The sequence below is a fragment of the Mycolicibacillus trivialis genome (assembly GCF_002102395.1).
GTDB classification, from domain to species: domain Bacteria; phylum Actinomycetota; class Actinomycetes; order Mycobacteriales; family Mycobacteriaceae; genus Mycobacterium; species Mycobacterium triviale.
Genome location: NZ_LQPZ01000015.1, coordinates 1 through 22,738, shown reverse-complemented (window position 1 = coordinate 22,738; position 22,738 = coordinate 1). Strand labels below are relative to the sequence as shown.

The 22,738-nt window shown below is 70.2% G+C and carries 22 protein-coding genes, 3 tRNA genes, 2 pseudogenes and 1 riboswitch; of the genes and pseudogenes, 8 read left to right on the top strand and 19 right to left on the bottom strand.

From position 1 onward, the window contains the following. Positions 1-58 precede the first annotated feature (58 nt). The 5 genes and pseudogenes from AWC30_RS18180 to AWC30_RS05685 all read right to left on the bottom strand — a co-directional run bounded on the left by AWC30_RS18180 (position 59) and on the right by AWC30_RS05685 (position 7,534). On the bottom strand, positions 59-3,250 hold the full coding sequence (locus AWC30_RS18180) for an arabinosyltransferase domain-containing protein (protein WP_085109231.1): 3,192 nt from the start codon (positions 3,248-3,250) through the stop codon (positions 59-61). A 36-nt stretch (positions 3,251-3,286) separates the two neighbouring features. After that, positions 3,287-4,498, bottom strand: a pseudogene (locus AWC30_RS18290) (arabinofuranosyltransferase); the annotation flags it as partial. Between the two features lie 126 nt (positions 4,499-4,624). Further along, a pseudogene (locus AWC30_RS18285) lies at positions 4,625-5,392 on the bottom strand (arabinofuranosyltransferase); the annotation flags it as partial. 3 nt (positions 5,393-5,395) lie between these two features. Beyond that, complete coding sequence (locus AWC30_RS05690; RefSeq protein ID WP_085109229.1) at positions 5,396-6,160, bottom strand: decaprenylphospho-beta-D-erythro-pentofuranosid-2-ulose 2-reductase; 765 nt, start codon at positions 6,158-6,160, stop codon at positions 5,396-5,398. Beyond that, entirely contained in the window at positions 6,161-7,534 is a 1,374-nt protein-coding gene (locus AWC30_RS05685; RefSeq protein WP_085109228.1) for a decaprenylphosphoryl-beta-D-ribose oxidase, read from the bottom strand. It lies immediately after the preceding gene. 83 nt (positions 7,535-7,617) lie between these two features. Between AWC30_RS05685 and AWC30_RS05680 the strand changes: the two genes are divergently transcribed. Beyond that, the gene (locus tag AWC30_RS05680; protein ID WP_165756445.1) at positions 7,618-8,220 is read left to right on the top strand and encodes a sensor domain-containing protein; all 603 of its coding nucleotides are present in this window, start codon (positions 7,618-7,620) and stop codon (positions 8,218-8,220) included. A gap of 14 nt (positions 8,221-8,234) precedes the next feature. Here AWC30_RS05680 and AWC30_RS05675 read toward each other — a convergent pair whose 3' ends face one another. Then, a complete protein-coding gene (locus AWC30_RS05675; protein ID WP_109561944.1) occupies positions 8,235-8,648 on the bottom strand; it encodes a GtrA family protein in 414 nt (137 codons plus the stop codon). A 93-nt stretch (positions 8,649-8,741) separates the two neighbouring features. Continuing rightward, a riboswitch (M-box (ykoK) riboswitch) is annotated at positions 8,742-8,924 on the top strand. A gap of 198 nt (positions 8,925-9,122) precedes the next feature. Here AWC30_RS05675 and AWC30_RS17740 point away from each other — a divergent pair. Next, the gene (locus AWC30_RS17740) at positions 9,123-9,299 is read left to right on the top strand and encodes a hypothetical protein (protein WP_165756442.1); all 177 of its coding nucleotides are present in this window, start codon (positions 9,123-9,125) and stop codon (positions 9,297-9,299) included. A 61-nt stretch (positions 9,300-9,360) separates the two neighbouring features. On the opposite strand, the gene wzm is transcribed toward AWC30_RS17740, so the two are convergent. The 4 genes from wzm to AWC30_RS05655 are packed head-to-tail and all read right to left on the bottom strand — an operon-like array spanning position 9,361 to position 12,420. Continuing rightward, positions 9,361-10,191, bottom strand: a complete 831-nt coding sequence (gene wzm / locus AWC30_RS05670; RefSeq protein ID WP_085109226.1) for a galactan export ABC transporter permease subunit Wzm/RfbD — start codon at positions 10,189-10,191, stop codon at positions 9,361-9,363. Next, positions 10,188-11,102, bottom strand: coding sequence for a galactofuranosyltransferase GlfT1 (gene glfT1, locus AWC30_RS05665; RefSeq protein ID WP_085109225.1), 915 nt, complete (start codon positions 11,100-11,102; stop codon positions 10,188-10,190). Before glfT1 ends, wzm begins: the two co-directional genes overlap by 4 nt. Next, positions 11,099-11,905, bottom strand: coding sequence for a galactan export ABC transporter ATP-binding subunit Wzt/RfbE (wzt, locus tag AWC30_RS05660; RefSeq protein ID WP_085109302.1), 807 nt, complete (start codon positions 11,903-11,905; stop codon positions 11,099-11,101). Before wzt ends, glfT1 begins: the two co-directional genes overlap by 4 nt. Before the next feature lie 11 nt (positions 11,906-11,916). Next, positions 11,917-12,420: a bacterial proteasome activator family protein gene (locus tag AWC30_RS05655; RefSeq protein ID WP_085109224.1), complete on the bottom strand. Its 504-nt coding sequence runs from the start codon at positions 12,418-12,420 to the stop codon at positions 11,917-11,919. Between the two features lie 226 nt (positions 12,421-12,646). Here AWC30_RS05655 and AWC30_RS05650 point away from each other — a divergent pair, with 226 nt between their 5' ends. Then, positions 12,647-13,843 (top strand): cysteine desulfurase-like protein, encoded by a 1,197-nt coding sequence (locus AWC30_RS05650; protein ID WP_085109223.1) that lies wholly within the window; start codon positions 12,647-12,649, stop codon positions 13,841-13,843. 435 nt (positions 13,844-14,278) lie between these two features. Here AWC30_RS05650 and AWC30_RS05645 read toward each other — a convergent pair whose 3' ends face one another. Then, the gene (locus tag AWC30_RS05645) at positions 14,279-15,253 is read right to left on the bottom strand and encodes an NAD(P)H-quinone oxidoreductase (RefSeq protein WP_085109222.1); all 975 of its coding nucleotides are present in this window, start codon (positions 15,251-15,253) and stop codon (positions 14,279-14,281) included. A 43-nt stretch (positions 15,254-15,296) separates the two neighbouring features. On the opposite strand from AWC30_RS05645, the gene AWC30_RS05640 reads away from it, so the two are divergent. Next, a tRNA-Ser gene (locus AWC30_RS05640) sits at positions 15,297-15,383 on the top strand. Between the two features lie 250 nt (positions 15,384-15,633). Here AWC30_RS05640 and AWC30_RS05635 read toward each other — a convergent pair. Beyond that, the gene (locus tag AWC30_RS05635; protein ID WP_085109221.1) at positions 15,634-16,065 is read right to left on the bottom strand and encodes a MarR family winged helix-turn-helix transcriptional regulator; all 432 of its coding nucleotides are present in this window, start codon (positions 16,063-16,065) and stop codon (positions 15,634-15,636) included. A gap of 62 nt (positions 16,066-16,127) precedes the next feature. Between AWC30_RS05635 and AWC30_RS05630 the strand changes: the two genes are divergently transcribed. Both AWC30_RS05630 and AWC30_RS05625 read left to right on the top strand, forming a co-directional pair. Next, complete coding sequence (locus tag AWC30_RS05630; protein WP_085109301.1) at positions 16,128-16,460, top strand: antibiotic biosynthesis monooxygenase family protein; 333 nt, start codon at positions 16,128-16,130, stop codon at positions 16,458-16,460. 182 nt (positions 16,461-16,642) lie between these two features. After that, the gene (locus AWC30_RS05625) at positions 16,643-17,617 is read left to right on the top strand and encodes a hypothetical protein (RefSeq protein WP_234807956.1); all 975 of its coding nucleotides are present in this window, start codon (positions 16,643-16,645) and stop codon (positions 17,615-17,617) included. On the opposite strand, the gene lipE is transcribed toward AWC30_RS05625, so the two are convergent. The 6 genes from lipE to AWC30_RS05595 are packed head-to-tail and all read right to left on the bottom strand — an operon-like array spanning position 17,606 to position 21,963. Further along, on the bottom strand, positions 17,606-18,859 hold the full coding sequence (gene lipE, locus AWC30_RS05620; protein WP_085109300.1) for a lipase LipE: 1,254 nt from the start codon (positions 18,857-18,859) through the stop codon (positions 17,606-17,608). The genes AWC30_RS05625 and lipE overlap by 12 nt on opposite strands. A gap of 10 nt (positions 18,860-18,869) precedes the next feature. Next, complete coding sequence (locus AWC30_RS05615; protein WP_085109220.1) at positions 18,870-19,205, bottom strand: DMT family transporter; 336 nt, start codon at positions 19,203-19,205, stop codon at positions 18,870-18,872. After that, complete coding sequence (locus AWC30_RS05610) at positions 19,202-20,026, bottom strand: crotonase/enoyl-CoA hydratase family protein (protein ID WP_085109219.1); 825 nt, start codon at positions 20,024-20,026, stop codon at positions 19,202-19,204. The genes AWC30_RS05615 and AWC30_RS05610 overlap by 4 nt, the downstream gene beginning before the upstream one ends. Before the next feature lie 4 nt (positions 20,027-20,030). Next, the gene (locus AWC30_RS05605) at positions 20,031-20,495 is read right to left on the bottom strand and encodes a DUF4334 domain-containing protein (RefSeq protein WP_085109218.1); all 465 of its coding nucleotides are present in this window, start codon (positions 20,493-20,495) and stop codon (positions 20,031-20,033) included. Then, positions 20,492-20,908, bottom strand: coding sequence for an SRPBCC family protein (locus AWC30_RS05600; protein WP_085109217.1), 417 nt, complete (start codon positions 20,906-20,908; stop codon positions 20,492-20,494). The genes AWC30_RS05605 and AWC30_RS05600 overlap by 4 nt, the downstream gene beginning before the upstream one ends. A gap of 8 nt (positions 20,909-20,916) precedes the next feature. Then, positions 20,917-21,963 (bottom strand): pyridoxal phosphate-dependent aminotransferase, encoded by a 1,047-nt coding sequence (locus tag AWC30_RS05595; protein ID WP_085109216.1) that lies wholly within the window; start codon positions 21,961-21,963, stop codon positions 20,917-20,919. A gap of 88 nt (positions 21,964-22,051) precedes the next feature. On the opposite strand from AWC30_RS05595, the gene AWC30_RS05590 reads away from it, so the two are divergent. Next, positions 22,052-22,138 (top strand) — tRNA-Ser (locus AWC30_RS05590). A gap of 27 nt (positions 22,139-22,165) precedes the next feature. After that, a tRNA-Arg gene (locus AWC30_RS05585) sits at positions 22,166-22,238 on the top strand. 48 nt (positions 22,239-22,286) lie between these two features. Here the strand turns inward: AWC30_RS05585 and AWC30_RS05580 are convergent. Further along, positions 22,287-22,738: integrase core domain-containing protein (locus AWC30_RS05580; RefSeq protein WP_165756444.1), on the bottom strand; the 452-nt coding region annotated here is incomplete at its 5' end.

Sequence of the window (22,738 nt, the reverse complement as noted above, 5' to 3'; positions counted from 1 at the left end):
CGCCTTTTGGGCGGGGTGGGGTGTGGCGGCGCGGGGCGGTCCGCCCCGACCGCGGCGGTCACGGCCGCAGCGGCGCCGGGCTCCACAGGCCGCTGCGGGTCGCGGTGCCCAGCTCCAGTTCGGCCGGCTCGGCCTGCGGGTAGTAGCGGGTGAGCCGCTGCAGCGCACCCCAATCCCGGTTCCAGTCGTCCTTGAGGTAGCTGGGGACGGTGGCGGCGCGGAACATCAACTCGCTGATGCCCAGCGGGCCACCGCCGATGTTGTCCATCACCGGGGAGTTGGCCTCGGTGCCGAACCGGTCGGGCAGGATCCGCCACTTCGGCGGCTCGATGACCCCGTAGCGGTGGCCGAACGGCCGCTGGCAGGGGAAGGCCAGCCCGACCAGCCAGTCCAGCAGCACCGGGTCCTCGGACCCGACGACGTCCTGCAGGGTGTCCAGCTGCGGGATGCGCGGCGGGGTCAGCGCGATCCAGTGCCGCTGTGCCAGATCGCGGTCGGTGGCCACCAGCCGCACCACGGTCGCCTCCGGGGGCAGCTGCGCCAGCGGCACCCGCAGGTTGCGCCAGGCCGGGGCGGCGCCGACGTCGGCGAACTCGATCGCGCCGCCGGGCTCCTCGGCGTCGGCGCCGGTGGCCCATTCCACCTGCACCTCGTGGGTGTCGAAGCGGCCGGCCGCCGACACCACCAGCAGCGGACCGGCCTGCTCGCGCGCAGGCAGCCGGTACCAGGCGGTGCGCAGCCGGGCCGGGACCTGCACGCCGTCGCGCCAGCTGCCCAGCACCGGGGTGCGGGCCGGGTCCAGCCCGAACGGCAGCCGGGCGCGGGAGCCATTGATGCCGGGTTTGGCGATCAGGCCGCCCTCCACACCGGCTTTCGCGCCGTCGTTCTCGTCGAGGTTGTTGCCGCCGCTGGGCGGTTCCATCACCGGGTCGGCGGAGATGTCGGCCGGGATGCCGGTGGGCCGGAAGCCCTGGGAATACCCGGCGGCCAGCGCGTCGCCGACCGGTACGCCGCCGGCCGGGGTCAGCAGCCCGGCGTTGGCGTCCTGCTCGACCAGGACGTCGTCGGCCAGCCCGCAGGTCTTGCCGGTCAGTGCCTGCAGGTTGGAGCGGCCCACCGTCCAGGCCGGGTACTGGCCGATCATCGCCAGCGTCAGCGACGCCACCTCGAAGAGCACCAGCGCCCAGGCGGCGATGGCCAGCGGGGACTGCAGGATGCGGGTGAGCCGGGTCGACGGCCGACGGCGGGTGTCGTCGCCGCCGAACAGGTGGAACCAGGCGGCCAGCAGCACCACCAGCACGGTCAGCCCGATCAGGGCGGTGGCGGCGGCGAAGTGCCAGGCCGGGAACTCGTTGGACCAGGGCACCCCGAAGTTGGAGACGTACCACCAGCCGTTCACGCTGGCGAAGGCCAGCGCGGTGATGAACAGCACCACCGCGGCGAACACGGTGCGGTTGCGCCGGGAGCGCAGCACCGCGGCGCTGACCGCGACCGCCGCCAGCGCCCCCAGTGACCCGGCCAGCCCGGCGAACACCCCGAAGTGGTGGGTCCACTTGGTGGGGGTGGACATCATCGCGACGAACGAGATGATCGTGATCCCCACGATGCGCCGGCTGGGCCCGGCGGCGGTGCCCGGGATGCGGCCCTTGCGCAGCGACATGGCGATGGTGACCGCGAGCGCGACCAGCAGCGCCAGCACCGCGAAGCGCCGGGCGATCGACCCGTCCGGGGTGGCCATGAACAGCCGCTCGTAGCGGATGTGTTCGTCGAACCAGCTCAGGCTCGGGCCGACCGCCGATTTCAGGGCGCTGGCCTGCAGTTCGCCGACGAAGGTCTGGTCGCGGAAGATCAGCACCGCCGGCACGGTGGCGGCGGCCACGATCGGGGCGAGCAGCGGCAGCAGCCCGAACCGGGCGGAGCGGCGGCGCAGGATCGTCAGCAGCGGCCCGATCGCGACCAGCAGCGCCCCGATCGAGGCGATGCCGGTGGGTCCGGAGAACAGCGTGAGGGCGCCGATCAGGCAGGCGGCGGCAAGCGGCAGCAGCCGGCTGGTGGCCACCGCCCGCTCCACCGAACACCAGGTCAACAGGATGCCCAGCGCGATGATCGGTTCCGGACGTAGCCCGTTGTTCAGCGGCAGCCAGAACACCAGGAACATGCCGGCGGCGGTCCAGGCGGCCGCGCGGCGGGTTTTGACCGCGTGGCCCAGCCGGGGCAGCACCTCCCGGCTGATCACCCACCAGCACGCCAGCGCCATCACCAGGGTGGGCAGCCGCATCCAGATGCTGGCGGTGGAGAAGTGCGCCCAGTAGGCGAGCAGGTCGTAATACCAGCCGAACGGCGCCTCCGGGGTGCCGAACCAGCGGTAGTAGTTGGCCATGTAGCCGGCGTGTTCGGAGACCCGCGCCATGGTGAGGATGTAGCCGTCGTCGGAGGTGTTCGCGCCGACGAAATGCCACCACACCAGCACCGCGGCGACCAGGGCGTCCAGCCCGGTCATCGACCACCAGCGGCCGGGTAGGAACCGGCGGTGCCGCATCCCGTCGGTGGCGTCGAGCCGGTGCAGCGCGATGAGTGCGGCGATGGTCAGGGCGATCCCGAGCAGCATCGCCGCCATCTTCAGCGGGGTGGGCGCGCTGGAGTAGCGGGTGTCCAGGGTCGCGGTGAAGTGCAGCCCGTCGGGGGCCGGGCCGGCGAGGTCGGTGTAGACGCCGATGATCTGCGGGCGGAAGTCGTAGCCGCTGCGCTGCCCGCGCAGCGGGGCGCCCGGCTTGTCGTCGTTGGGGCCCTGGGTCAGGCCGACGAACTCGCCGGTGACGGTGTCGGCGCGCACGGTAAGCACCAGCTGCCGACAGTCCGGCCCCAGCACCTGGCTGAGCGGGGCGACCACGACCGGGGTGTTGCGCACCACCACCACGAGGTGGTCGTTGGCGCGTTCGACGAGCAGGCCGCGGTCGACGGCCTTGGGTGCCTGCTTGGGCACCGTGGACAGCAGCACGTTGTGCCCGCCGTCGGATTCGGTGAGCCCGGCCGCGGCGCGGCACGGCACGCTGATCTGCATATCGGTGGCGACGTAGCCGATCAGCGGGGCGTCGACGCTGGCCAGGACGCCGTTCTGCGGCCAGTTCAGCTGCGCGGTGGTCTGGTTGACCGGCAGGAAGGGCACCGCCAGCGAGAGCGCGGCGCCCAGCAGGCCGGCCACGACGGCGACGATCCGGGCGATCCGGTGGTTGGCCCGCAGGTCACTCACGGGGCTTGATGGTAACGGTCGGGCCGCTCACCGCGGTCAACTGCCCGACGGGACGCGGATCGCGACCACGAACGGGCCGATCTGTTCGACGCGGAATTGCGGGTCGTCGAAGAGGGCGGCGGGCAGGGTGATCGTGTAGCGGCGCACGTTGGGGTGGTTGGGGTAGACGTCCTCGGCCAGCCGCAGCGTGTAGGTGTCGCCGGCCGCCGAGCCGGCGCCGCGGCGCATCACGAACACGGTCGGCGCCGGCCACGGCAGCTCGTCGAGCGCGGCGGTGAACTGCTCGGCGGTGGTCAGCTCCGACCAGCTCTCGATGGCCGCGGCGCGCCGGTCGAACTGCGCCAGCGGGTTGGCGTAGTGCGAGGTCAGCCCCTGAAACCCGAAGTAGGGGTAGATCGCCAGGAAGCCGTAGTCGGCGGTGAGCACCACGGTCTGGTCGTGGGGGACGCCGGTGGTGGCGGTGACGGTGTCGTCGATTTCGGCGTAGTAGCGCTCCGAACCGGGCGGGCGGCGGTCGCCGCGCTCGCCGTACCCGTCGGTGTCGGTGTAGGCCACGGTCAGGTCCGGGCGCAGCACGTTGGGGATGTCCTGGCTGAACGACAGTGCCCCGGCGAACCCGATCACGGCGGCCACCGCGGTGATGCCGCGTTGCCAGCCGTATTGGCGGCCGCCTTCGACCAGCCGCTGGGTGAGCTCGAGGAACCCGAATACTCCGGCGGCGGCGAGCAGCACCACCAGCGTCGGTTGCAGCCGGAACGACAGCAGGGTGGTACGGGCCAGTGTGGTCAGCATCGACAGCAGCGACCACAGGTACACGCTGACCACCCCGAACGCCAGCGCGGCGGCGCGTACCGAGGTGCGGGCGCGCACCACCAGCCACAGCGTGCCGAGCATGCACAGCGCGCCGAGCAGGGTGAACTGCAGCATCGGGAAGGTCAGTTCCGCGCCCGCGGCGGGCAGGTAGTGCTGGGCGCTGCCGGTGTTGCTGATCGGGTCGCGGGCGGCGCGCAGCAGGAACGGCAGCCAGGTGGTGGCGCCGATCGCTGCGGCGATGACCCCGATGACCGCCAGCCGCAGCAGCGGGTCGAGTGCGGCGGCCGGGCCGCGGTGCCGCCACCGGGCGGCGGCCAGACCCAGCGCCATCAGCGTCACGGTGAACGCGCTGTAGGCCACCAGCAGGGTGTAGAAGGTGGCGGCGAAGCCGAGGAACACCCCGGTGCCCACGATCGCGGCCCAGCCGCGACCGCTCAGCCCGCCCGGCGCCCGCTCCGCCGTGCCGCCCGGCGCCCGCTCCGCCGTGCCGCCCGGCGCCCGCTCCGCCGTGCCGCCCGGCGCCCGCTCCGCCTCGAGCGTGCGCACAGGTTCACGTTCGGCCTCGAGCGTGCGCGTAGGTTCACGTTCGGCGGGGTGGGGGTGCGGGTCGGGGTCGGGGTCGGCGACCCGGGCCGCGGCGCGCAGCCCCGACCAGGCCAGCACCAGCACCGGCGGCAGCAGCATGGTGATGATCGCGGCGTAGGGTTCCGGGGCGCTGAACGCCAGGGTCACCGCGGCGGTGGCGGCGGTGACGATCAGCGCGGTCTCGAAGCGGATCATCCGTTGCCAGAGCACCAGGGCCACCGCGACCGCGATCGCGATCGACACGATCGACCACGGCTTGTACATCTCCCAGCCGGGGGTGCCGGAGAGCGCGGCGGCCCGCCCGCCCAGCCAGAACCAGCCCGGCGGGTAGAACGGCGGCAATCCGAGGTAGGTCATGTCGCGCAGTTCGGCGCTGTCGGTGAGCCGGGTCAGGTATTCGGTGCGGAACTGCTGGTCGACGGAGATGCCGAACAGGTACAGCCGGGTCGCGCCCAGCGGCATGGCCAGCGTCACCACCGCGAACGCCGACACGAACACCGCCGCGGCGAGCCGCGCCGCCCAGCGCCTGCCGCGCCGCCACAGCCAGCCGGCGCCCACCAGCCCCGCCGCGCAGCCCACCTGCCCGACGGTGGTCAGCGCGTGCAGCTGGTTCGACGACGGGTAGGCCGGCCACTCGACCCGGCCGATCGCGGCCAGCGCGACGACGGAGACCGCGACCGCGACGGCCACGGCCAGCGCCATCTCGCCGGCCGTGCGGCCGGCCCGATCCAGAGCGGTCCGCATCGGCTAGATGGGCAGCTTGCGGAAGATGCGGCGCGGGATGTGGCGCAGCACCATCATCACGTAGCGGAAGGCGCCCGGCGCCCACACCAGTTCCTTGCCCTTGGCCGCGGCGGTCACCGCCAGCTCGGCGACGTCCTCCTTGTCCACGGTCAGCGGGGCCTCCTTGACGTGCGCGCTCATCCGGGTGCGGACCTGACCGGGCCGGATCACCAGCACCCGCACGCCGTCGTCGCGCAGCGCCTCGCCGAGGCCGAGGTAGAACCCGTCGAGGCCGGCCTTGGTGGAGCCGTAGACGAAGTTGGACCGCCGGACCCGCTCACCGGCGACCGTGCTCATCGCGATGATCTGCCCGAAGCCCTGGGCGCGCATCTTCTCACCCAGCAGAACACCGACCGAAACCGCTGCGGTGTAGTTGATCTCGGCGATCTGCACGGCCTTGCGCTGGTTCTGCCACAGCTCCTCGTTGTCGCCGAGCAACCCGAACGCGACGATCGCGACGTCGACGTCCCCGCCGGAGAAGGCCCGGTCGATCACCTCGGGGTGGCCGTCGGTGTCCAGCGCGTCGAAGTCGATCACCTGGACCGCGCCGGCGCCCGCGGCGAGCATCTGCTCCTTGGCGTCGTCGCGGCCCGGATCGTCGGGCAGGCAGGCCAGGATGATGCGGGCGCGCGCGTTCTGCAGGTAGCGGGCGCAGATCGCCAGCCCGATCTCGGAGGTCCCGCCCAGCAGCAGGATCGTCTGCGGGTTACCCACGGCGTCGAACACCATCTACAGCAGCTCCAAACGTCGGGCCATGTCCGAGGCGAACACCCCGTCGGGGTCCACCTTGCGGCGTACCACGATCCACTCATCGATGCGCGGATACATGGCGTGGAAGGTCTCGGCGGTCGTGCGGGAGTCCTTGGCGGTGTAGAGCCGCCCACCGAACTCCAGCACCCGCCGGTCGAGGTCGGTCAAAAAGTCGCTCAGCCCGGCTTTGATCGGGAAGTCCACGCAGATGTTCCACCCGGCCATCGGAAAGCTCAGCGGTGCTTGGTTTCCCGGGCCGAACAGTTTGAACACGTTGAGGAAGGAGTAGTGCCCGCTGGCTTGGATGTCGTAGATGATCGCCTTGAACTCGTCGACGGCGTCGGTGGGCACCACGAACTGGTATTGCGCGAATCCCGCGGAACCGTAGGCGCGATTCCATTCACCGAACATATCCAGCGGGTGGTAGAACTGCGTCAGATTCTGGATCTTGCCGCGATAGGTGCCCGACTTGCGGTACCACAGCTCGCCGATCGGCCCGAACGTGAACTTGTTGGCCAACCCGTTGGGGAAGACGTCGGGCAGGGTGAGCAGTTGCGGCGCATCGAATTTCAGCGGATTCTTCTGCAGCTTCGCCGGCAGTTGGTCCAGGGTGGCCAGCGAGCCGCGCGAGACCGCGGCCCGGCCGACTTTCGGCGGGGCGCTGATCGAGTCGAACCAGGCCGACGAATAGGTGTAGTCGCCTTCGCTGCCGTCGCTGTGCAGGGCGATGGTCTCGTCGAGGGTGGCGGTCACGTCGCCGTCGGCGATGAAATAGGCCGTCTCGGTGGGGGTCATCGCGATCGTGGCCCGCAGGATGATCCCGGTCAGGCCGTTGCCGCCGACGGTGGCCCAGAACAACTCCGCCTCCGGGCCGTCGGGGGTCAGCCGGCGCACCGAGCCGTCGGCGGTCAGCAACTCCATCGAGCGCACGTGGTTGCCGAAGCTCCCCGCGCTGTGGTGGTTCTTGCCGTGGATGTCGCAGCCGATCGCCCCGCCGACGGTGACCTGCCGGGTTCCGGGCAGCACCGGCACCCACAGCCCGAACGGCAACGCGGCGCGCATCAACTGGTCCAGGCTCACCCCGCCGTCCACGTCGGCGTGACCGGTCTCGGCGTCGATCGAGTGGATGCGGTTGAGCGCGGTCATGTCGATGACCAGGCCGCCGCCGTTCTGGGCGTTGTCGCCGTAGGAGCGGCCCAGCCCGCGGGCGATCACCCCGCGCGCCTCGCCGCCGTCGGCGACGCGGGCCACCGCCTCGGCGATGACCTCGGGATCGCTGGCGGTCAGCACCTTCGCCACGGTCGGCGCGGTGCGGCCCCAGCCGCTGAGCGGCTTGCTGGTGGTCGCGAACATCGAGAAAGAGGGTACCGCCCGCGCCGACGCACCCCGCGCAGCCGACCGCGATCGTTACAGTTGGGTCCAGCGGGGTGATGGTGATGGGCGCGATCCGGACGGCGGTGCTGGCGGTGTGCTGCGCCGCGCTGACGGTCGCGGCGCCGGCGGTCGCCGACCCGGCCGCCGAGACCCTGGACGTCGGCGAGGTCAACGCCGTCGTCGCGGACCCCGCCCTGGTGCTCCAGCCGCGCGCCGAGCGCTCCGCGCCTGCGGCCACCGACCCGGCCGCGCCGGGCTCGTGCTGGGCGGTCTCCGATGAGCAGGCGGTCTTCGGCGCCGACTGGACGGGATTCCGCGCTGTCGCCTACGGCACGGTCATCACCGCGACCGGCGGCGGCAAGGGTTTTCCGACCGTCACCCAGACCGTCGGTGCCTACCCGGGCGTCGACGCGGCCCGCGCCGTGTTCGACCGGCTCGGCCCGGCGCTGTCGGACTGCGCGGCCGGGGACGTCGATTCCTACCGGTTCACCCTCGAGCGGCCCGACCCGGCGGCGCTGACCCTGCGCTTCGCCGGCCCGGCCCGGGCGACGGTGGTCTACGCGCTGCGGGACGCGACGCTGATCCGGGTCTCGGCGCTGGCGCTGGACGACTCGGCGCGCATCGCGCAGGAGGTCAGCGCACGCATCGGCGAACGGGTCGGCTGAGTCAGGGCACTGAGTCAGGGCACCCGGAAGATCAGCACCCGCTGCACGACGAAGTTGATCACGGTCGCGGTGCCCTGGGCGATGACGAAGGCCAGCGGCACCCGCCAGGAGTGCTCGGCGAGCGCGTTGTAGAACACGAAGTTGATGCCGACCTGCACGCTGTAGGTGATCGCGTACAGCAGGCACACCGCCAGGAACCGCGCCGTGCTCGGCGGCGCCTGGAAGGTCCAGCGGCGGTTGATCAGATATGCGGTCGCGGTGCCCGCGACGAAGCTGAGCGACTTGGCGAGGTTCACGTGCAGCCCGAGGGCCAGGAACGCCAGGTACAGCCCGAAGTCGACGATCGCGGACAGCCCGCCGGTGATGACGAAACGCCACATCTGGGTCGCCAGACTCAGCCGTGGCGGCAGCGGAGCGATCTCGGCCATCGGCGGAAGTTTACTTCTTCACCGCATCGTGACCGGATCGTAGCGGCCGCATGCAATTGACATTAGGCCTCTGACGTGCGATTATGTGGTTCGTAGGCACCTCGTTAGGTGAGGCTTCTGCAGGGACACAGGCCACTGACCCCGAACGTCGAAAGACGCCCCGGGTCAGGACAGCTCCTCCCGGGTTAAGGGTTGAGCCCAAGTGGCTTCCACGATTCCGTCGGGATCGGGTGGATACGCCCGGCAGTGTCGAAACTCTGACGAGTGGGGTGCGTCGTCTCCCCCTTCGGTGTCGCCGTAGCAGTGTTCGACGCCCGCGTGTGTCTTGGCCAGAAGGAGGTGAGGGCGAGAGATGAGTTCGTGTGAGGGTCCGCTTCCGTATTCGGCTTCCGTACTGCCCGCCCCCGGCCTCGGCGTGATTGTGTGAACCCCGACGCCGCTGGGTAGGCCTGAATTCTCGGTCAGGAGAAGATCATGGCTTTCGTTCGTAGCACCCGTGTCCCCGCTTTCCGTGCCGCCCGCCGCCTGTGGGCGCGGCGCAACATGACCCCACAGCAGCGCGCCAACATCTACGCGCGCTCGACCGCGCCTGCGGTGATCACCGCGTCGCTCGGCGGCCACGCCCGCGGCGCGGCGGCCCGCTGCTGGTGATCGCGGGGTCTCGCAGCCGGGGCCGCGCCCCTCGCCGGGGCGGGCCCCGGCTGCGCTGCGTCTACACCCAGTAGGCCACCCGCGCCCGGTACTGCCGCATCGCCAGCGCCGCCACCGTCCAACCGACCACGGTGAGCACCAGCACGACCACCCAGTGCCGCAGCTCCTGGTCGGCCCCGAGCAGCGGTGCCCGCACGATGTCCAGGTAGTGCAGCAGTGGGTTGAGTTCGACGATCTTCGCCCACCCCTGTGCATCCTGCTGCTGCAGCGTTTTGTCGTTCCAGATGATCGGGGTCATGAAGAACAGCAGCTGCACGATACTGGCCAGCAGCGGGCCGATGTCGCGGTAGCGGGTGGCCAGGATGCCGAAGCACAGCGCCACCCAGACGCAGTTGAGCACGATCAGCGCCATCGCCGGGATCACCGCGAGGTCGGTCCACGTCCACGGTTTGGGGAAGATGATCGCGATCACCACGTAGATGATGATGTTGTGGCCGAACAGGATCAGTTGCCGCCACACCAGCCGGTAGACGTGCACCGACAGCGGGGTGGGCAGCTGTTTGATCAGTCCCTCGTTGGCGACGAACACGTCGGCGCCCTCGAGGATGGCCGCGTTGAGCAGGTTCCACACGATCAGCCCGAGCGTCACGTACGGCAGGTGTTCGGCCAGGTCCAGCTTGAACAGCTTCGAGTACAGCCCGCCCATCGCGACCGCGGTGGTGCCGGTGGCGATGGTGATCCAGAACGGGCCGAGCACGCTGCGCCGGTAGCGTTGCTTGATGTCCTGCCAGCCCAGGTGCAGCCACAGCTCGTGGCGGTGGAACCCCTCGACCAGGTCCTGGCGGGCGCGGGCCAGCGTTTTCGACCCGCTGGCGGCATCGGTGACGGTCATCGCTGCTCCCTGGGTACCTCGGGCCGGCGGAACCGTTCGCGGCGGCCCAGCCGGCGTAGCCGCCACCACTCCCGCAGCCCGGCCGGATCGCGGCGGGAGACCACGAAGAACCAGCCGAACCGCAGCCATTCCTGCACGATCAGCCGGCGCAGCCCGGGCTGGGCGAGCAGGTAACCGCGGTTGCGGTAGGTGAAGAACCGTTTGCCGGGATCGTCGGGGTACTGGGCGTGCATCCGACCGCCCAGGATCGGTTTGAACTCGTCGGTGCCGCACGGGTGCAGGTAGCTCGCGGTCAGGCAGGTGCCGAACGGCAGCCCGGAGCGCACCAGCCGGCGGTGCACCTCCACCTCGTCGCCGCGGACGAACAGCCGCAGGTCGGGCACGCCGACCGCGTCGATGGTCGCCGCGGCGAACAGCGCGCCGTTGAACAGCGAGGCGATCCCGGGTAGCAGGTCGGTGTCGCCGTCCCGCAGTTCGTGGGTGAAGCGGCGCCACACCAGCCCGCGGCGAAGCGGGAACGCCAGCCGGGCCGGGTCGTCGATGTTGCACACCATCGGCGAGACCGCGGCCAGTCGGTGGGCGTGGGCGCAGGCCAGCAGGGTGGCCAGCACCCCGGTGTCGGCGGGCCGGCCGTCGTCGTCGGCCAGCCACACCCAGTCGGCGCCTGCGGCCAGCGCGTGCAGCATGCCCAGCGCGAACCCGCCGCCGCCGCCGAGGTTGCGCCGTGAGCCCAGATAGGTGGTCGGGACGGGTTGGTCGGCGACCAGGGCGGCGACCTGCGGGTCGTCGTCGTTGTCGACCACGATCAGGTGGTCGGGAGTGCGGGTCTGGGCGGTCAGCGCCGCCAGTGACCGGGCCAGCGTGTCACGGCGACGGTGGGTGACCACGACGGCGTACACCGATTCGGTCACGGGGTGTCACCGACGGATTCGGTCTCCTCGAGCACCTCGCGGACGGTGCGGGCGGCGTCCTCGCCTTCGTAGGCGCGCACCACGTCCTCGATGCCCCCGGTCATCTTGATGGTGCCGTGGTCGATCCACATCGCGGTTTTGCACAACCGGGCCAGGAACTCGTTGGAGTGGCTGGCGAACACCAGGATCCCGGAGCGGGCGACCAGCGCCTGCAGCCGCGACTGCGCTTTCTTCAGGAACTCGGCGTCGACCGCGCCGATGCCCTCGTCGAGCAGCAGGATCTCCGGGTCGATGCTGGTGACCACGCCCATGGCCAGCCGCACCCGCATACCGGTGGAGTAGGTGCGCAACGGCATCGACAGGTAGTCGCCGAGCTCGGTGAACTCGGCGATCTCGTCGACCTTGGCGGCCATCTGCTTGCGGGTCTGGCCGAGGAACAGCCCGCGGATGATGATGTTCTCGTAACCGGAGATCTCCGGGTCCATCCCCACGCCGAGGTCGAACACCGGCGCCACCCGGCCGGTCACTGTGGCACTGCCGCGGGTCGGTTCGTAGATCCCCGACAGCAGGCGCAGCAGCGTGGATTTGCCCGCGCCGTTGTGGCCGACCAGCCCCACCCGGTCGCCCATCTCCAGGGACATGGTGATGTCGCGCAGCGCCTCGACGACCACCACGTTGGACGCGTTGCGCCCGATCGCGCCGCCGGCCTTGCCGAGGAAGGCCTTCTTCAGCGACCGGGACTTGGCGTCGAAGATGGGGAACTCCACCCACGCGTCGCGGGTCTCGATCCGGGGCTGGGTCACCGTCACGGTCCTTACAGGTACTGCCCGGTGCCGGGATGTCCGGGCGGCCCGCTCTGGCCGGACTGCAGGCCGGGCGGCAGCGCGCCCTGGCGCATCTTCTCCAGTTGGGCGCGGGCGGCCATCTGCTGGGCGAACAGGGCGGTCTGGATGCCGTGGAACAGGCCCTCCAGCCAGCCGACGAGCTGGGCCTGGGCGATACGCAGCTCCGACTCCGAGGGCACCGAGTCCTCCTCGAACGGCAGGGTGAGCCGCTCGAGCTCCTCGCGCAGCTCGGGGGCGAGGCCCTCCTCGAGCTCGCGGATGCTGGTGGCGTGGATCTCGCGCAGCCGGGAGCGGCTGGCCTCGTCCAACGGGGCGGCGCGCACCTCGTCGAGCAGCTGTTTGATCATCGTGCCGATCCGCATCACCTTGGCGGGCTGTTCCACCAGCTCGGTCAGCGACCGGTCGTCGGGGCCGTCCGCGTCCTGCTGGTCGGCGCCCCCGATGATCTCGATGTCGTCGTCGCCGCTACTCACCGGGTCTGGCCCTCCTGTCCTCGACGGCGTCGGTGTCGTGTGCTCCGAGACTAGTCCGTTGACCGGCTCGGTTGCGCCGGCCGGGGCCGGGGCGCTGGCCCTCGGATTGTCGGACGTGCTGCCGTAGTATTACCGGCCAGGCAGCTCGCGATCGGGGCGGGCGTGATGTGTCGTCGCTGCCGTCTATGGGTGTTGTGGATTCGGACGGTTGCTTAAGGTGGCTGGCATGGCATACGACGTCGCCCGGGTGCGCGGTCTGCACCCCTCGTTCGGCGACGGCTGGGTGTACTTCGATGCGCCCACCGGGATGCCGATTCCGGACTCGGTTGCCACGACGGTCTCCACCGCGTTCCGCGGCTCCAAACCCGACGCGACCGGGCCGCACCCGGCGTCGCGGCGCAGCGCCGCGGTGCTCGACGCCGCCCGCCACGCGGTCGCCGACCTGGTCAACGCCGACCCGCGCGGGGTGGTGTTGGGAGCCGACCGGGCGGTGCTGCTGTCCTCGCTGGCCGAGGCGGCGTCGTCGCGGGCCGGGCTGGGCTATGAGGTCGTGGTCACCCGCCTCGACGACGAGGCCAACATCGCGCCGTGGCTGCGCTCCGCGCACCGCTACGGCGCCAAGGTGCAGTGGGCCGAGGTCGACATCGAGACCGGGGAGCTGCCCGGCTGGCAGTGGGACAACCTGATCAACAAGTCGACGCGGCTGGTGGCGATCACGTCGGCGTCGGGGGCTCTGGGCACGGTCACCGACCTGCGCGCGGCCACCAAGCTGGCGCACAGCGTCGGTGCGCTGGTGGTCGTCGACCATTCCGCGGCCGCCCCCTACCGGCTGATCGACATCGACGACATCGACGCCGACGTGGTCGCGCTCAACGCGGTCGCCTGGGGTGGGCCGCCGATCGGGGCGCTGGTCTTCCGCGACCCGGCGCTGATCAGCACGTTCGGTGCGGTCTCCCCGGACCCCTACGCGGCCGGCCCGGCGCGCCTCGAACTCGGCGTTCCCCAGTACGGGCTGCTCGCCGGTGTGGTGACCAGCATCGAGTACCTGGCTGCCCTCGACGAGTCGGCCCGCGGTTCCCGCCGCGAGCGCCTGACGGTGTCGATGCACGCGGCCCGCGCCTACCTGGAGCGGCTCTTCGACTACCTGCTCGCCTCGCTGCGATCGTTGCCGTTGGTGATGACGATCGGCCGGCCCGATCAGCGCATCCCGGTGGTCAGCTTCGCGGTGCGCGACATCCCTGCCGAGCGGGTGGTGCAGCGGCTGGCCGACAACGGCGTGCTGGCGGTCCGCGACCCGGCCTCGCGGGTGATGGAGGCGATCGGGGTCAACGACATCGGCGGCGCGGTGACCGTCGGGTTGGGGCACTACTCCACCACCGCCGAGGTCGATCAGCTGGTGCGGGCGCTGGCCTCGCTGGGCTGAGCAGGGGCTGGCGCGCTCCCCGCTGGCCGGCTGCGCGCCGCTTGCGCCCGCGCAATCCGCCGGCGCCCTGCAATCCGCCGGGTGTGCGGCGTGTCCATGCCGATCGGTCGGGTTTGTCTCCGGCAGCGACGCCTGCTCGCTCCTGGCGAGAAAGACGTCGGGATAGATGCTGCGGTACCACCGCTGCAGTTCATGGCGGCGTACGTCACCGTTGGCCGTCACCGTTGGGGACGGCCTCGCTGCGAGTAATACCCGTCGCATGCCCGCGAGAATGCCGTGGCCCGCCACCACCTCCGCGAGAGTGAAAATATGCAGAAAAAGTGCGAGAAGCGCCCTGCATGGTTTCTATCTCGCGGCCCGGTGGCGACACGAGTCGCTGCCCGATCGGCGGCTTCGCCGAGATTTGCTGCACGCTCGACGAGCGGCAGGCCAGGTCTAGTCGACGGTCAACACGACCTTGCCGGTGACCTCCCCGTCGGAAAGCAACCGGTGGGCTTCTGCGGCCTGCTCGATGGGGAGCCGGGCGCCGATGATCGGGCGCACCCGGCCGTCGGCGAGCATCGGCCACACCGACGTGCGCACCGCTTCGACGATTCCGGCCTTGCCGGACGGTCCGGTCACCGGCCGGCCGCGCAGCGCGGTGCCGATGATGCCGGCGCGCTTGCCGATCAGCTTGCCGAGGTTGAGTTCGCCCTTCACCCCGCCCTGCATCCCGATCACCACCAGCCGGCCGTCGGAGGCCAATGCATCGAGGTTCCGGTCCAGATAGGCCGCACCGATGATGTCCAGGATGACGTCCGCACCGCCGGTGGCCTCGCGCAGCACGGCGACGAAGTCCTCCTCGCGGTAGTTGACGGTGATGTCGGCGCCGAGGCCACGGCAGAACTCGAGCTTCTCCGCTGAGCCGGCCGTGACCGCAACCCGAGCACCGAGCGCGTGCGCCACCTGGACGGCGTGGCTGCCCACCCCGCTCGCGCCGCCGTGCACCAGCAGCACCTGGCCGCGGTCGAGACCTGCGGTCATCACCAAGTTGGACCACACGGTGCAGGCCACTTCCGGCAGGCCCGCGGCGTCCACGACGTCGACGCCGTCGGGCACCGGCAGCACCTGCTCAGCCGGGACCGACACGTACTCGGCGTAGCCGCCGCCGGTCAGAAGTGCGCACACCGGCTGCCCGATCCGCCAGCCGTCGACACCTTCACCCAGTTCGGCGATATCCCCGGCCACCTCGAGGCCGAGGATCTCGCTGGCCCCGGGCGGCGGCGGATAGTGACCGGCCGCCTGGAGCAGGTCGGCGCGGTTGACTCCGGCGGCACGCACTCGCAGCAACACCTCGCCGGGGCCCGGACGCGGGTCGCTCGCCGTACGCCATGCCAGTTGGTCAGGGGATTCGACGACGATGGCACGCATGGCCCCAACGCTACTGGTCGACGGCCCCGTTACGCTGGTCGGCGGTGGCGTGGCAGAGCGGCCTAATGCACTCGCCTTGAAAGCGAGAGGCGGGTAACACCGTCCGGGGGTTCAAATCCCTCCGCCACCGCTGTTGAGCAGGGCATATGTTCGTTGGTCCGGGAACTGATGACTCAACGACTCTGCTTCGCCGCCACGTCCGCGTTGCCGTGGTCTCGGCCGTCGGCGTACCGGTCCACCGTGTTCGCGATGGCCACAGTTGGAGAACGGGCTGGCAAAGCGGTGATACGACCCGTGCAGGCGGGGAGTGTGTAGGCCGTGGCGGTGGATGGCGCCGTAGGCCGCACACGCCTCCACCGCCGGTGTCATCCGACCGCTGATTAGCTTTCGAGGTTCTCGGCGCACGAGGTCAGGAGTGCACGGAGCTCGGCGACAGCGGTGGCCGGCAGACCCTGTGTCATCGCTGTTTCGACTTCGGCAACGGCTGACGTGCTGTCCCGCAGTCGCTCTCGGCCTGTCGGTGTCAAACGCAGTGATTGTGCTCGGCCGCGCGACGGTGCCTCCGTCGGTTCGACCAGACCCATCGATCGCAGTGAGTTCAGCACGTCGCGCAACGATTGGCGGGTGACGAAGCACAGGCGGGCCAACTGCGCCGCCGAAGCGTCGGGGTGGTCGGACAGGGCGCGCAGGACGGCGTGCTGGGCCATGGACACGCCGGTCGGCCGGAGGGCGTCGTCGCAGCGACGTCGCAACACCAACTGGACCCGCTTGACCAGGTACCCCACCGCGTGTTCGGTCTCCACCCTTGGCATGACAGGAACCTTACATTACTATCGGTCCCGTAAGGAACCTGGCAATAAACGGGAGAACCGTGATGACCACCATCGAAGACCCCAGCCCCCATGCCACCCTGATCAACGTATTCACCGTCGCGCCTGACGCGGCGGGGGACCTGGCCGAGCTGTTGACCGCCGCCACCGAGGAGGTCATGCAACATCTGCCGGGCTTCGTCTCGGCCAACATCCACCTCAGCACCGACCGAACCCGCGTCGTCAACTACGCGCAGTGGGAGAACGCGCGGGCTTTCGAGGCCATGCTGGCCGACCCCGTCGCCGCCGAACACATGGCCAAGGCCGCGGCGCTGGCCGTCGGCTTCGACCCGCACCTCTACACCGTAGAGTCGGTGCACCACGCGCCGACGCCCTGAGGTGCTGATATGCCGGAGGTTCCCGTTCGAGCAAACGCCCTGGCGCCGCAGAGCAGCGGATGCCGTGAGTTTCGGCCCGAAGCGGGCCCCACGCTCACCGGCGCGGCACACCCCGCTCCGCGTCGGCCCACGCCTGCCAGCGTCACCGCGGCTGAGCTGGGGAAAGTTTCCTAGACTCCGGTATGCACATCTGGCTGTCCCGCGCGCGGTCGGTGATCCGAACCGAGGTCGACGACGTGCGACGCGGGCAATGGGATCTCGACCCCGCCGATCTGACCAGGTTCACCCTGCCGCTGCTGATCCGCCTGCTCGGCGTGTTGGCGGTCGGTGTTGTGCCCCTGCTGGTGATCCGCAGCAGCGACGCCACCGACGACGTCCTGGTTCCGGTGCTCGGCTCGATCGCGCTGACGTTGATCTGCACCGCGGTGGTGGCCTGGCTGATCGCGATCGTGTTCTCCGGGCTGGTGCTGGTGGTGGTGTACCGCACGCCCCCGCACGCCGCTTCGCGGCTCGTCATCCGGACCGTGGTGGACGCCTTCCGTCGGATCAGCGACGTCACCACGTTGCTGGTGACGCTCACCCTGGTCGCCGGGGTGGTGGCGCTGGCGATCGGACTGCCGTCGCGCCGCGACAGCGACGCCGGGTACTCGCTGATCGACGATCTGTTGGCCGCTCAGGTCGGGGTGCTGCTGGCCGCGCTGGCGTTGTCGTATCTGGCTGAGGCCGCCCGCTGCGCAGCCGAACTGGTGGACTACAAGTCGCTGCTGCTGGCCTGGCCGTGGTCGCTCGGGATCACCTGCGCGGCATGGGTGGTCGCCACCACGACGGGTCCGTTTCAGAGCACCCGCCTGCTGGGACGCTTGCTGGCCGACTGGCTACCGGGCACTGTCGACGGTGTTCCGCAGCGCCAGGTCATCGACGAACTGTTGCCGGCTGGCGCGCACTGGTGGGCGGCGTTCGCGGCCTGGCCACTGCTCGCCGCGATCTGGGCGATCGAAGCCCACCGGCACAACGGATTTGAGCAGATGCGCGAGTTCTTGCGCACCGAGAACGGCAACGCCGGGACCGACCCCACCGAGGCCGACCGCACCGAGAACGGCCGCGCCGGGACCGACCCCACTGAACCCGGCCGCACCCAGGACCCCTCAGCGACGTGACCGACGAGGAATTTCCGCTGCGATGGCGTCCAGCAGCGCGGCGTAGCGCTTGGCCTCCGGGTCGCGGCCCGGCTTGCCGCTGCTGATGATGCCGGCGGCCAGGTCCCGCTCCGGGTCGGCCCACACTGCGACGTTGACCAGTCCGGTGTGGCCGAACGCGGCCGGCGCGTGCCGGCCGAACGGCCCGAACCGCTCCGAGCCCAGCATGTAGCCGGTGCCCCATCGCAGCGGCACCAGCCCCGTCGCGATGTCCGGGCGCAGCCGCCGGCACTGAGTCGTGGCCGCCCGCAACGTCTCCGGGCGCAGCACCCGCACCCCGTCGAGTTCCCCGCCGCGCCGCCAGATCTCGGCGAAGCGGGACAGTTCGTCGGCGGTGGACACGGTGTTCGACGACGGGACCACCGTGGTGAGGAAGAACGGGGTGTTGGTGACCGGGATGATCTCGTGCACCGAGCCGCCGATGGCCTTGCGGAAGATCGCCGCCACCGGAGCGGGCAACTGCCTGCCGGTGGCATGGCTGGGCGCCACCAACGGAACGTCCTCGGGTGCGACGCCGTAGTTGGTCCACCGGAACCCGAGTGGATCGAGGATCTCCTCGGCGAGGACATCGCGGATGTTCTTTCCCGTTGCCGCCGAGACGATCTCGCGGGTCAGCGGCCCCCAGGTCAAAGCGTGGTAGATGTGGATCAACCCCGGCGGGTACAGCGGTCTGAGCTGACTCAACTGTTCGCGGGCGTACTCGCTGTCGTCGGCGCGGTTCAGGTCGGGTCGCGGCCCAGTCGGGATCGGCACCCCGGCGCTGTGGGTGAGCACGTGGCGGATCGTGGTGCGGTCCTTGCCGTGGCTGGTGTAGCCCGGCAGGTAGTCGCAGACCCGGTCGTCGAGGCCGAGCACGCCGCGCTCGATGAGCATATGCAGCACGGTGACCGTGATCGCCTTAGCCGCCGAATAGGCGCAGAACGGGGTGTCGGTACCCACCGGGACCTTCTCGGCGTCGGGCGAGTCGGTCGGGGCGTTGCCCCAGCCGTGCCCGATCGCCCGATTGAGCACCACCGCGCCGTTGTGGCGCAGGCAGACCTGGATCGCCGGGTGCATACCGGCGGCGTACCAGTGCCGGGCGGCGCCCCAGATGCGCTCGACGGCCGCGGGGTCGATCCCGGAGTGGTCTTCCTCGCCGATCGCGGTGACCGCGTCCAAATCCGACGGGACACGGATCCTGCCCTGCAAAGTCGGGTCGGTCATGGCGGTCACGTTACGCGCCGGCCGAACTCGCACCGAACTCCAGCAGGAACACCCCGGCTCCGATCAGCGCGACCCCGGCGGCCATCACCCAGGTGAACGGATCGTCGAACAGGTAGCGGGCCGCCACCGCGGTGGCGGCCACCCCCACGCCCGACCAGACGCCGTAGGCCACCCCGACCGGCATCCCGCGCTTGAGCACCAACGCCAGCAGTGTGAACGACACCGCGTAGCCGACCACCACCGGCGCGGCCCACACCCACCTGGTGAAACCCTCCGAGGCCCGCAGCGACAGTGTCGCGCACACCTCGAAGACGATCGCGGCGGCCAGCAGCAGCCAGGAGGTCATTCGCCGGTGAACTCGGGGGTCCGTTTGCCCATGGCGGCGCTGATGCCCTCCATCAGGTCCTTCGACGGCAGGAACGCAGAGTTCCACGCCGCGACGTAGCGCAGGCTGGCCGAGACCCGATCGATGCGCTGCTGGTCGAGGACGTCTTTGACCCCGCGCACCGTCAGCGGCGGGTTGGCGGCGATTTCGGCAGCCGTGGCGTGGGCGGCGGCCAGGCACGCCTCGGCGTCGTCGAAGACGTCGTTGACCAACCCGATCTTCTCGGCGCGGGTGGCGTCGATGTCCTTGCCGGTCAGGGCGAGTTCGCGCAGGTGACCCTCGGTGAGGATCAGCGGGAGCCGGGCGAGGCTACCGACGTCGGCGACCATCGCCAGTTTGACCTCGCGCACCGAGAACTTCGCGTCGGCGGCGGCGTAGCGGATGTCGACCGCGGAGATCAGGTCGACCCCGCCGCCGATGCACCAGCCCTGAATGGCCGCGACGGTGGGGGTGCGGGCGTCGGCGACCGCGCTGACCGCGCCCTGCATGTCCGTCAGCATGCGGTGGAATTCCGCGCGGGGCTTGGCCGAAGCGCCCTCGCCCAGCACCCCGGACAGCGACCCGCCCATCGCCGGCAGGTCCAGCCCGTAGCTGAAGTTCTTGCCCGACCCGGCGAGCACAATCGCCCGCACCTCCGGGTCGGCGTCGAGGGTGGCGAACACCTCGGGTAGTTCGGCCCAGAAGGCCGGGCCCATCGCGTTGCCCTTGCCCGGACCGATCAGGGTCACCTGTGCGACGTGGCCGGAGGTCTCCACGGTGACCGACTCGTAGGTTGCGCTCATCCGATCACACCCGCTCCAAATAGAAGTAGAAGTACCGGCCGCCGTCGAGCACGCGCTTGCCGTTCATGATGCCCATCACGGCCTTGTCGTCGATGCGTTTGAAGTGGTCGTGGATCGGCTGACCGTCGTAGACCATGGTGGCCACCACCTCGCCGCGGAACTCCTCGAGCCACAGGCTCGCCTCGCCCTTGCCCATCTCGACGTTGGAGAACTTCTCCCCGTTCTCGTCGAGGCAGACCAGCGGCGCCACGTCAGTGACGGACTTGAAATGCTTGCCGAACCAGCGGGCCTTCTCGAGTTGGCCGTTCATCTTGTGGCCGGTGACGAACTCGCCGCCGGACCACTCGCCGAGCATGTCCTCGAGCGTGGCGGGCGACAGCGACGCCCAGAAATCGTCGAGTTCGGCGTCGGGAATCGGGTTGTCGCGCCCGGTGAGTTCGGTGAACCGGTCCCGCGCGTTCGCGCTCATCGCTGGGCCTTCTTCACCTGGCGCTTGAGCGCGAACAGCAGGCCGTTGGCCATCACGGTCGCCACCGCGGGCAGCTGGTTGTCGGCGCTGACCGTGTAGCGGATCTCGGTGCCGTTTCCGACCGGTGCCAGTTCCACCTCGCCGCTGTAGTTGCGGAACGGGATCCCCGAGACGGCTCGGTAGGCCAGCCGCTTCTCGGGATCGAACGCGGTCACCTCCTCGACGAAAGCGGGCAGCAGCGGTGCGGGCTGGATCCGGCGCTGTGCACCGACCCCGTTTCGGTCCGGGGTGCCTTCTCGGATCAGGTCGACCCTCAGCCCGGGTGCCCAGCGCGCCATGCCCTCGTGGTCGGACAACACCGTCCAGACGGTTGCCGGGGTCGCCGGCACCGTGGTGGTCGCGGTTGCTCGCATCGCTCTCCTCAGATCCAGCTGCGGGCGAAGGCCAACAGCATCTCGTTTTCTTCGGGTGCTCCGATTGTCACCCGAACCCCGTCGGTTCCGTACGGCCGGACCACGATGTGGGCGTCCGCGGCGGCGGCGACGAAGTCTGCGGTGCGTTCCGCCAGCGGCAGCCACACGAAGTTGGCCTGCGAGTCCGGCGGCGTGAAGCCGGCCTCGCGCAGCGCGTGCGACACCCGGCCGCGTTCGGCGACCACGGCGTCGGTGCGGGCGAGCAGCTCGGCGGCGGCGTCCAGGGAGGCGATCGCGCCGGCCTGGGCGAGGCTGCCGGCGGTGAACGGCACGTAGACCTTGCCCAGCGCGGTGACCACCTCCGGTGCGGCGACGGCGTAGCCGATCCGCAGCCCGGCCAGCCCGTAGGCCTTGGAGAAGGTGCGCAGCACCGCCACGTTGGGGTGGGCGCGCACCAGCGCGAGGCTGTCGGGGGTCAGACCGTCGCGGATGTATTCGACGTAGGCCTCATCGATCGCGATGAGGATGTGCGGGGGCACCGCGGCGACGAACCGGGCCAGCGCGGCCGGGTCGACGACGGTGGAGGTCGGGTTGTTGGGGTTGCACACGAAGATCAGGCGGGTGCGATCGGTGACCGCCGCGAGCATGGCGTCCAGGTCGAAGGTGTGGTCTTTCAGCGGCACCGGTACCGGCGTCGCCCCGGCCACCCGGACCTGTAGCGGATAGACCTCGAAGCTGCGCCAGCCGAACAGCACCTCATCGCCTGGGCCGGCGGTGATCTGAACCAACTGCTGACACAGGCTCACCGAGCCCGCTCCGACGCTGATCTGCTCCGCGGGGAAGCCGACGTGCTCGCCGAGTCGGCTACGCAGTGCGGCGTAGCCGTTGTCGGGGTAGCGGTTGAGTCGTTCGGCGGCGGCGGCGATGGCGGCGAGCACACCGGGCAGCGGCCCGTCCACCGTTTCGTTGCTGGCCAACTTGACCGCTCCGGGCACTGTTTTGCCTTCGACGTAGGTGGGCAGCTCGGCCATCTCGGGGCGCAGGCGAGCGGTCACGACGACAGCATAGGCGGCACTGCGTGTACGCTGTGCCCTCGGCGGTTGCGGAGCCTCAACGCGGGTCCGGTACCCTCATGGAGTTCAAGGAGGCGTGCCAGAGCGGCCGAATGGGACTCACTGCTAATGAGTTGTCCCTTCACGGGGACCGGAGGTTCAAATCCTCTCGCCTCCGCCGAAGTGACGACACAACTGCATACAGGCGCCCGTAGCTCAACGGATAGAGCATCTGACTACGGATCAGAAGGTTGGGGGTTCGAATCCCTCCGGGCGTGCTCTTGTGATGAGTCGCGTCATCGGTGACAGCTGAGTCGCGTCATTGGTTACAGATCACCCCGGCTTGTGTCGGGGTTTTTCTGTTTGTTGGGCCAGTAGTTGTGGTCGGGGTCGATGTGGTGGCTGGCCAGGATGTGGTGGCCGGTTTTGCTGATGACGGTGACGGTGGTGGCGCTGATGAGGATCAGTACGCCGGTGCCGGCGTGGGCGCGGCCGATGCCGAGGTGGTGGAGGCGGCTGGCGTGGCGCAAGGTGAGTTTGCCGAATTGGTCGACGGTGTCGGTGCGTAGCCGGATGGCGGCGTGGGGCTGGTTGGTGGGGGTGGCTTTGGGTCGGGCGGTGTAGGCCTGATGCGGGGTGAGGTGGCCGGGGTGGGCGCGGTGGCCGCGTTGGGTGTTGTAGATCGTGCGGAAGTCGTCGAGTAGGCATTGGAGTTCGGCGAGTGTGTGCGGGTGGGGGCGGGCGGCGAGCCAGCGTTTGAGGGTTTGGTGGAAGCGTT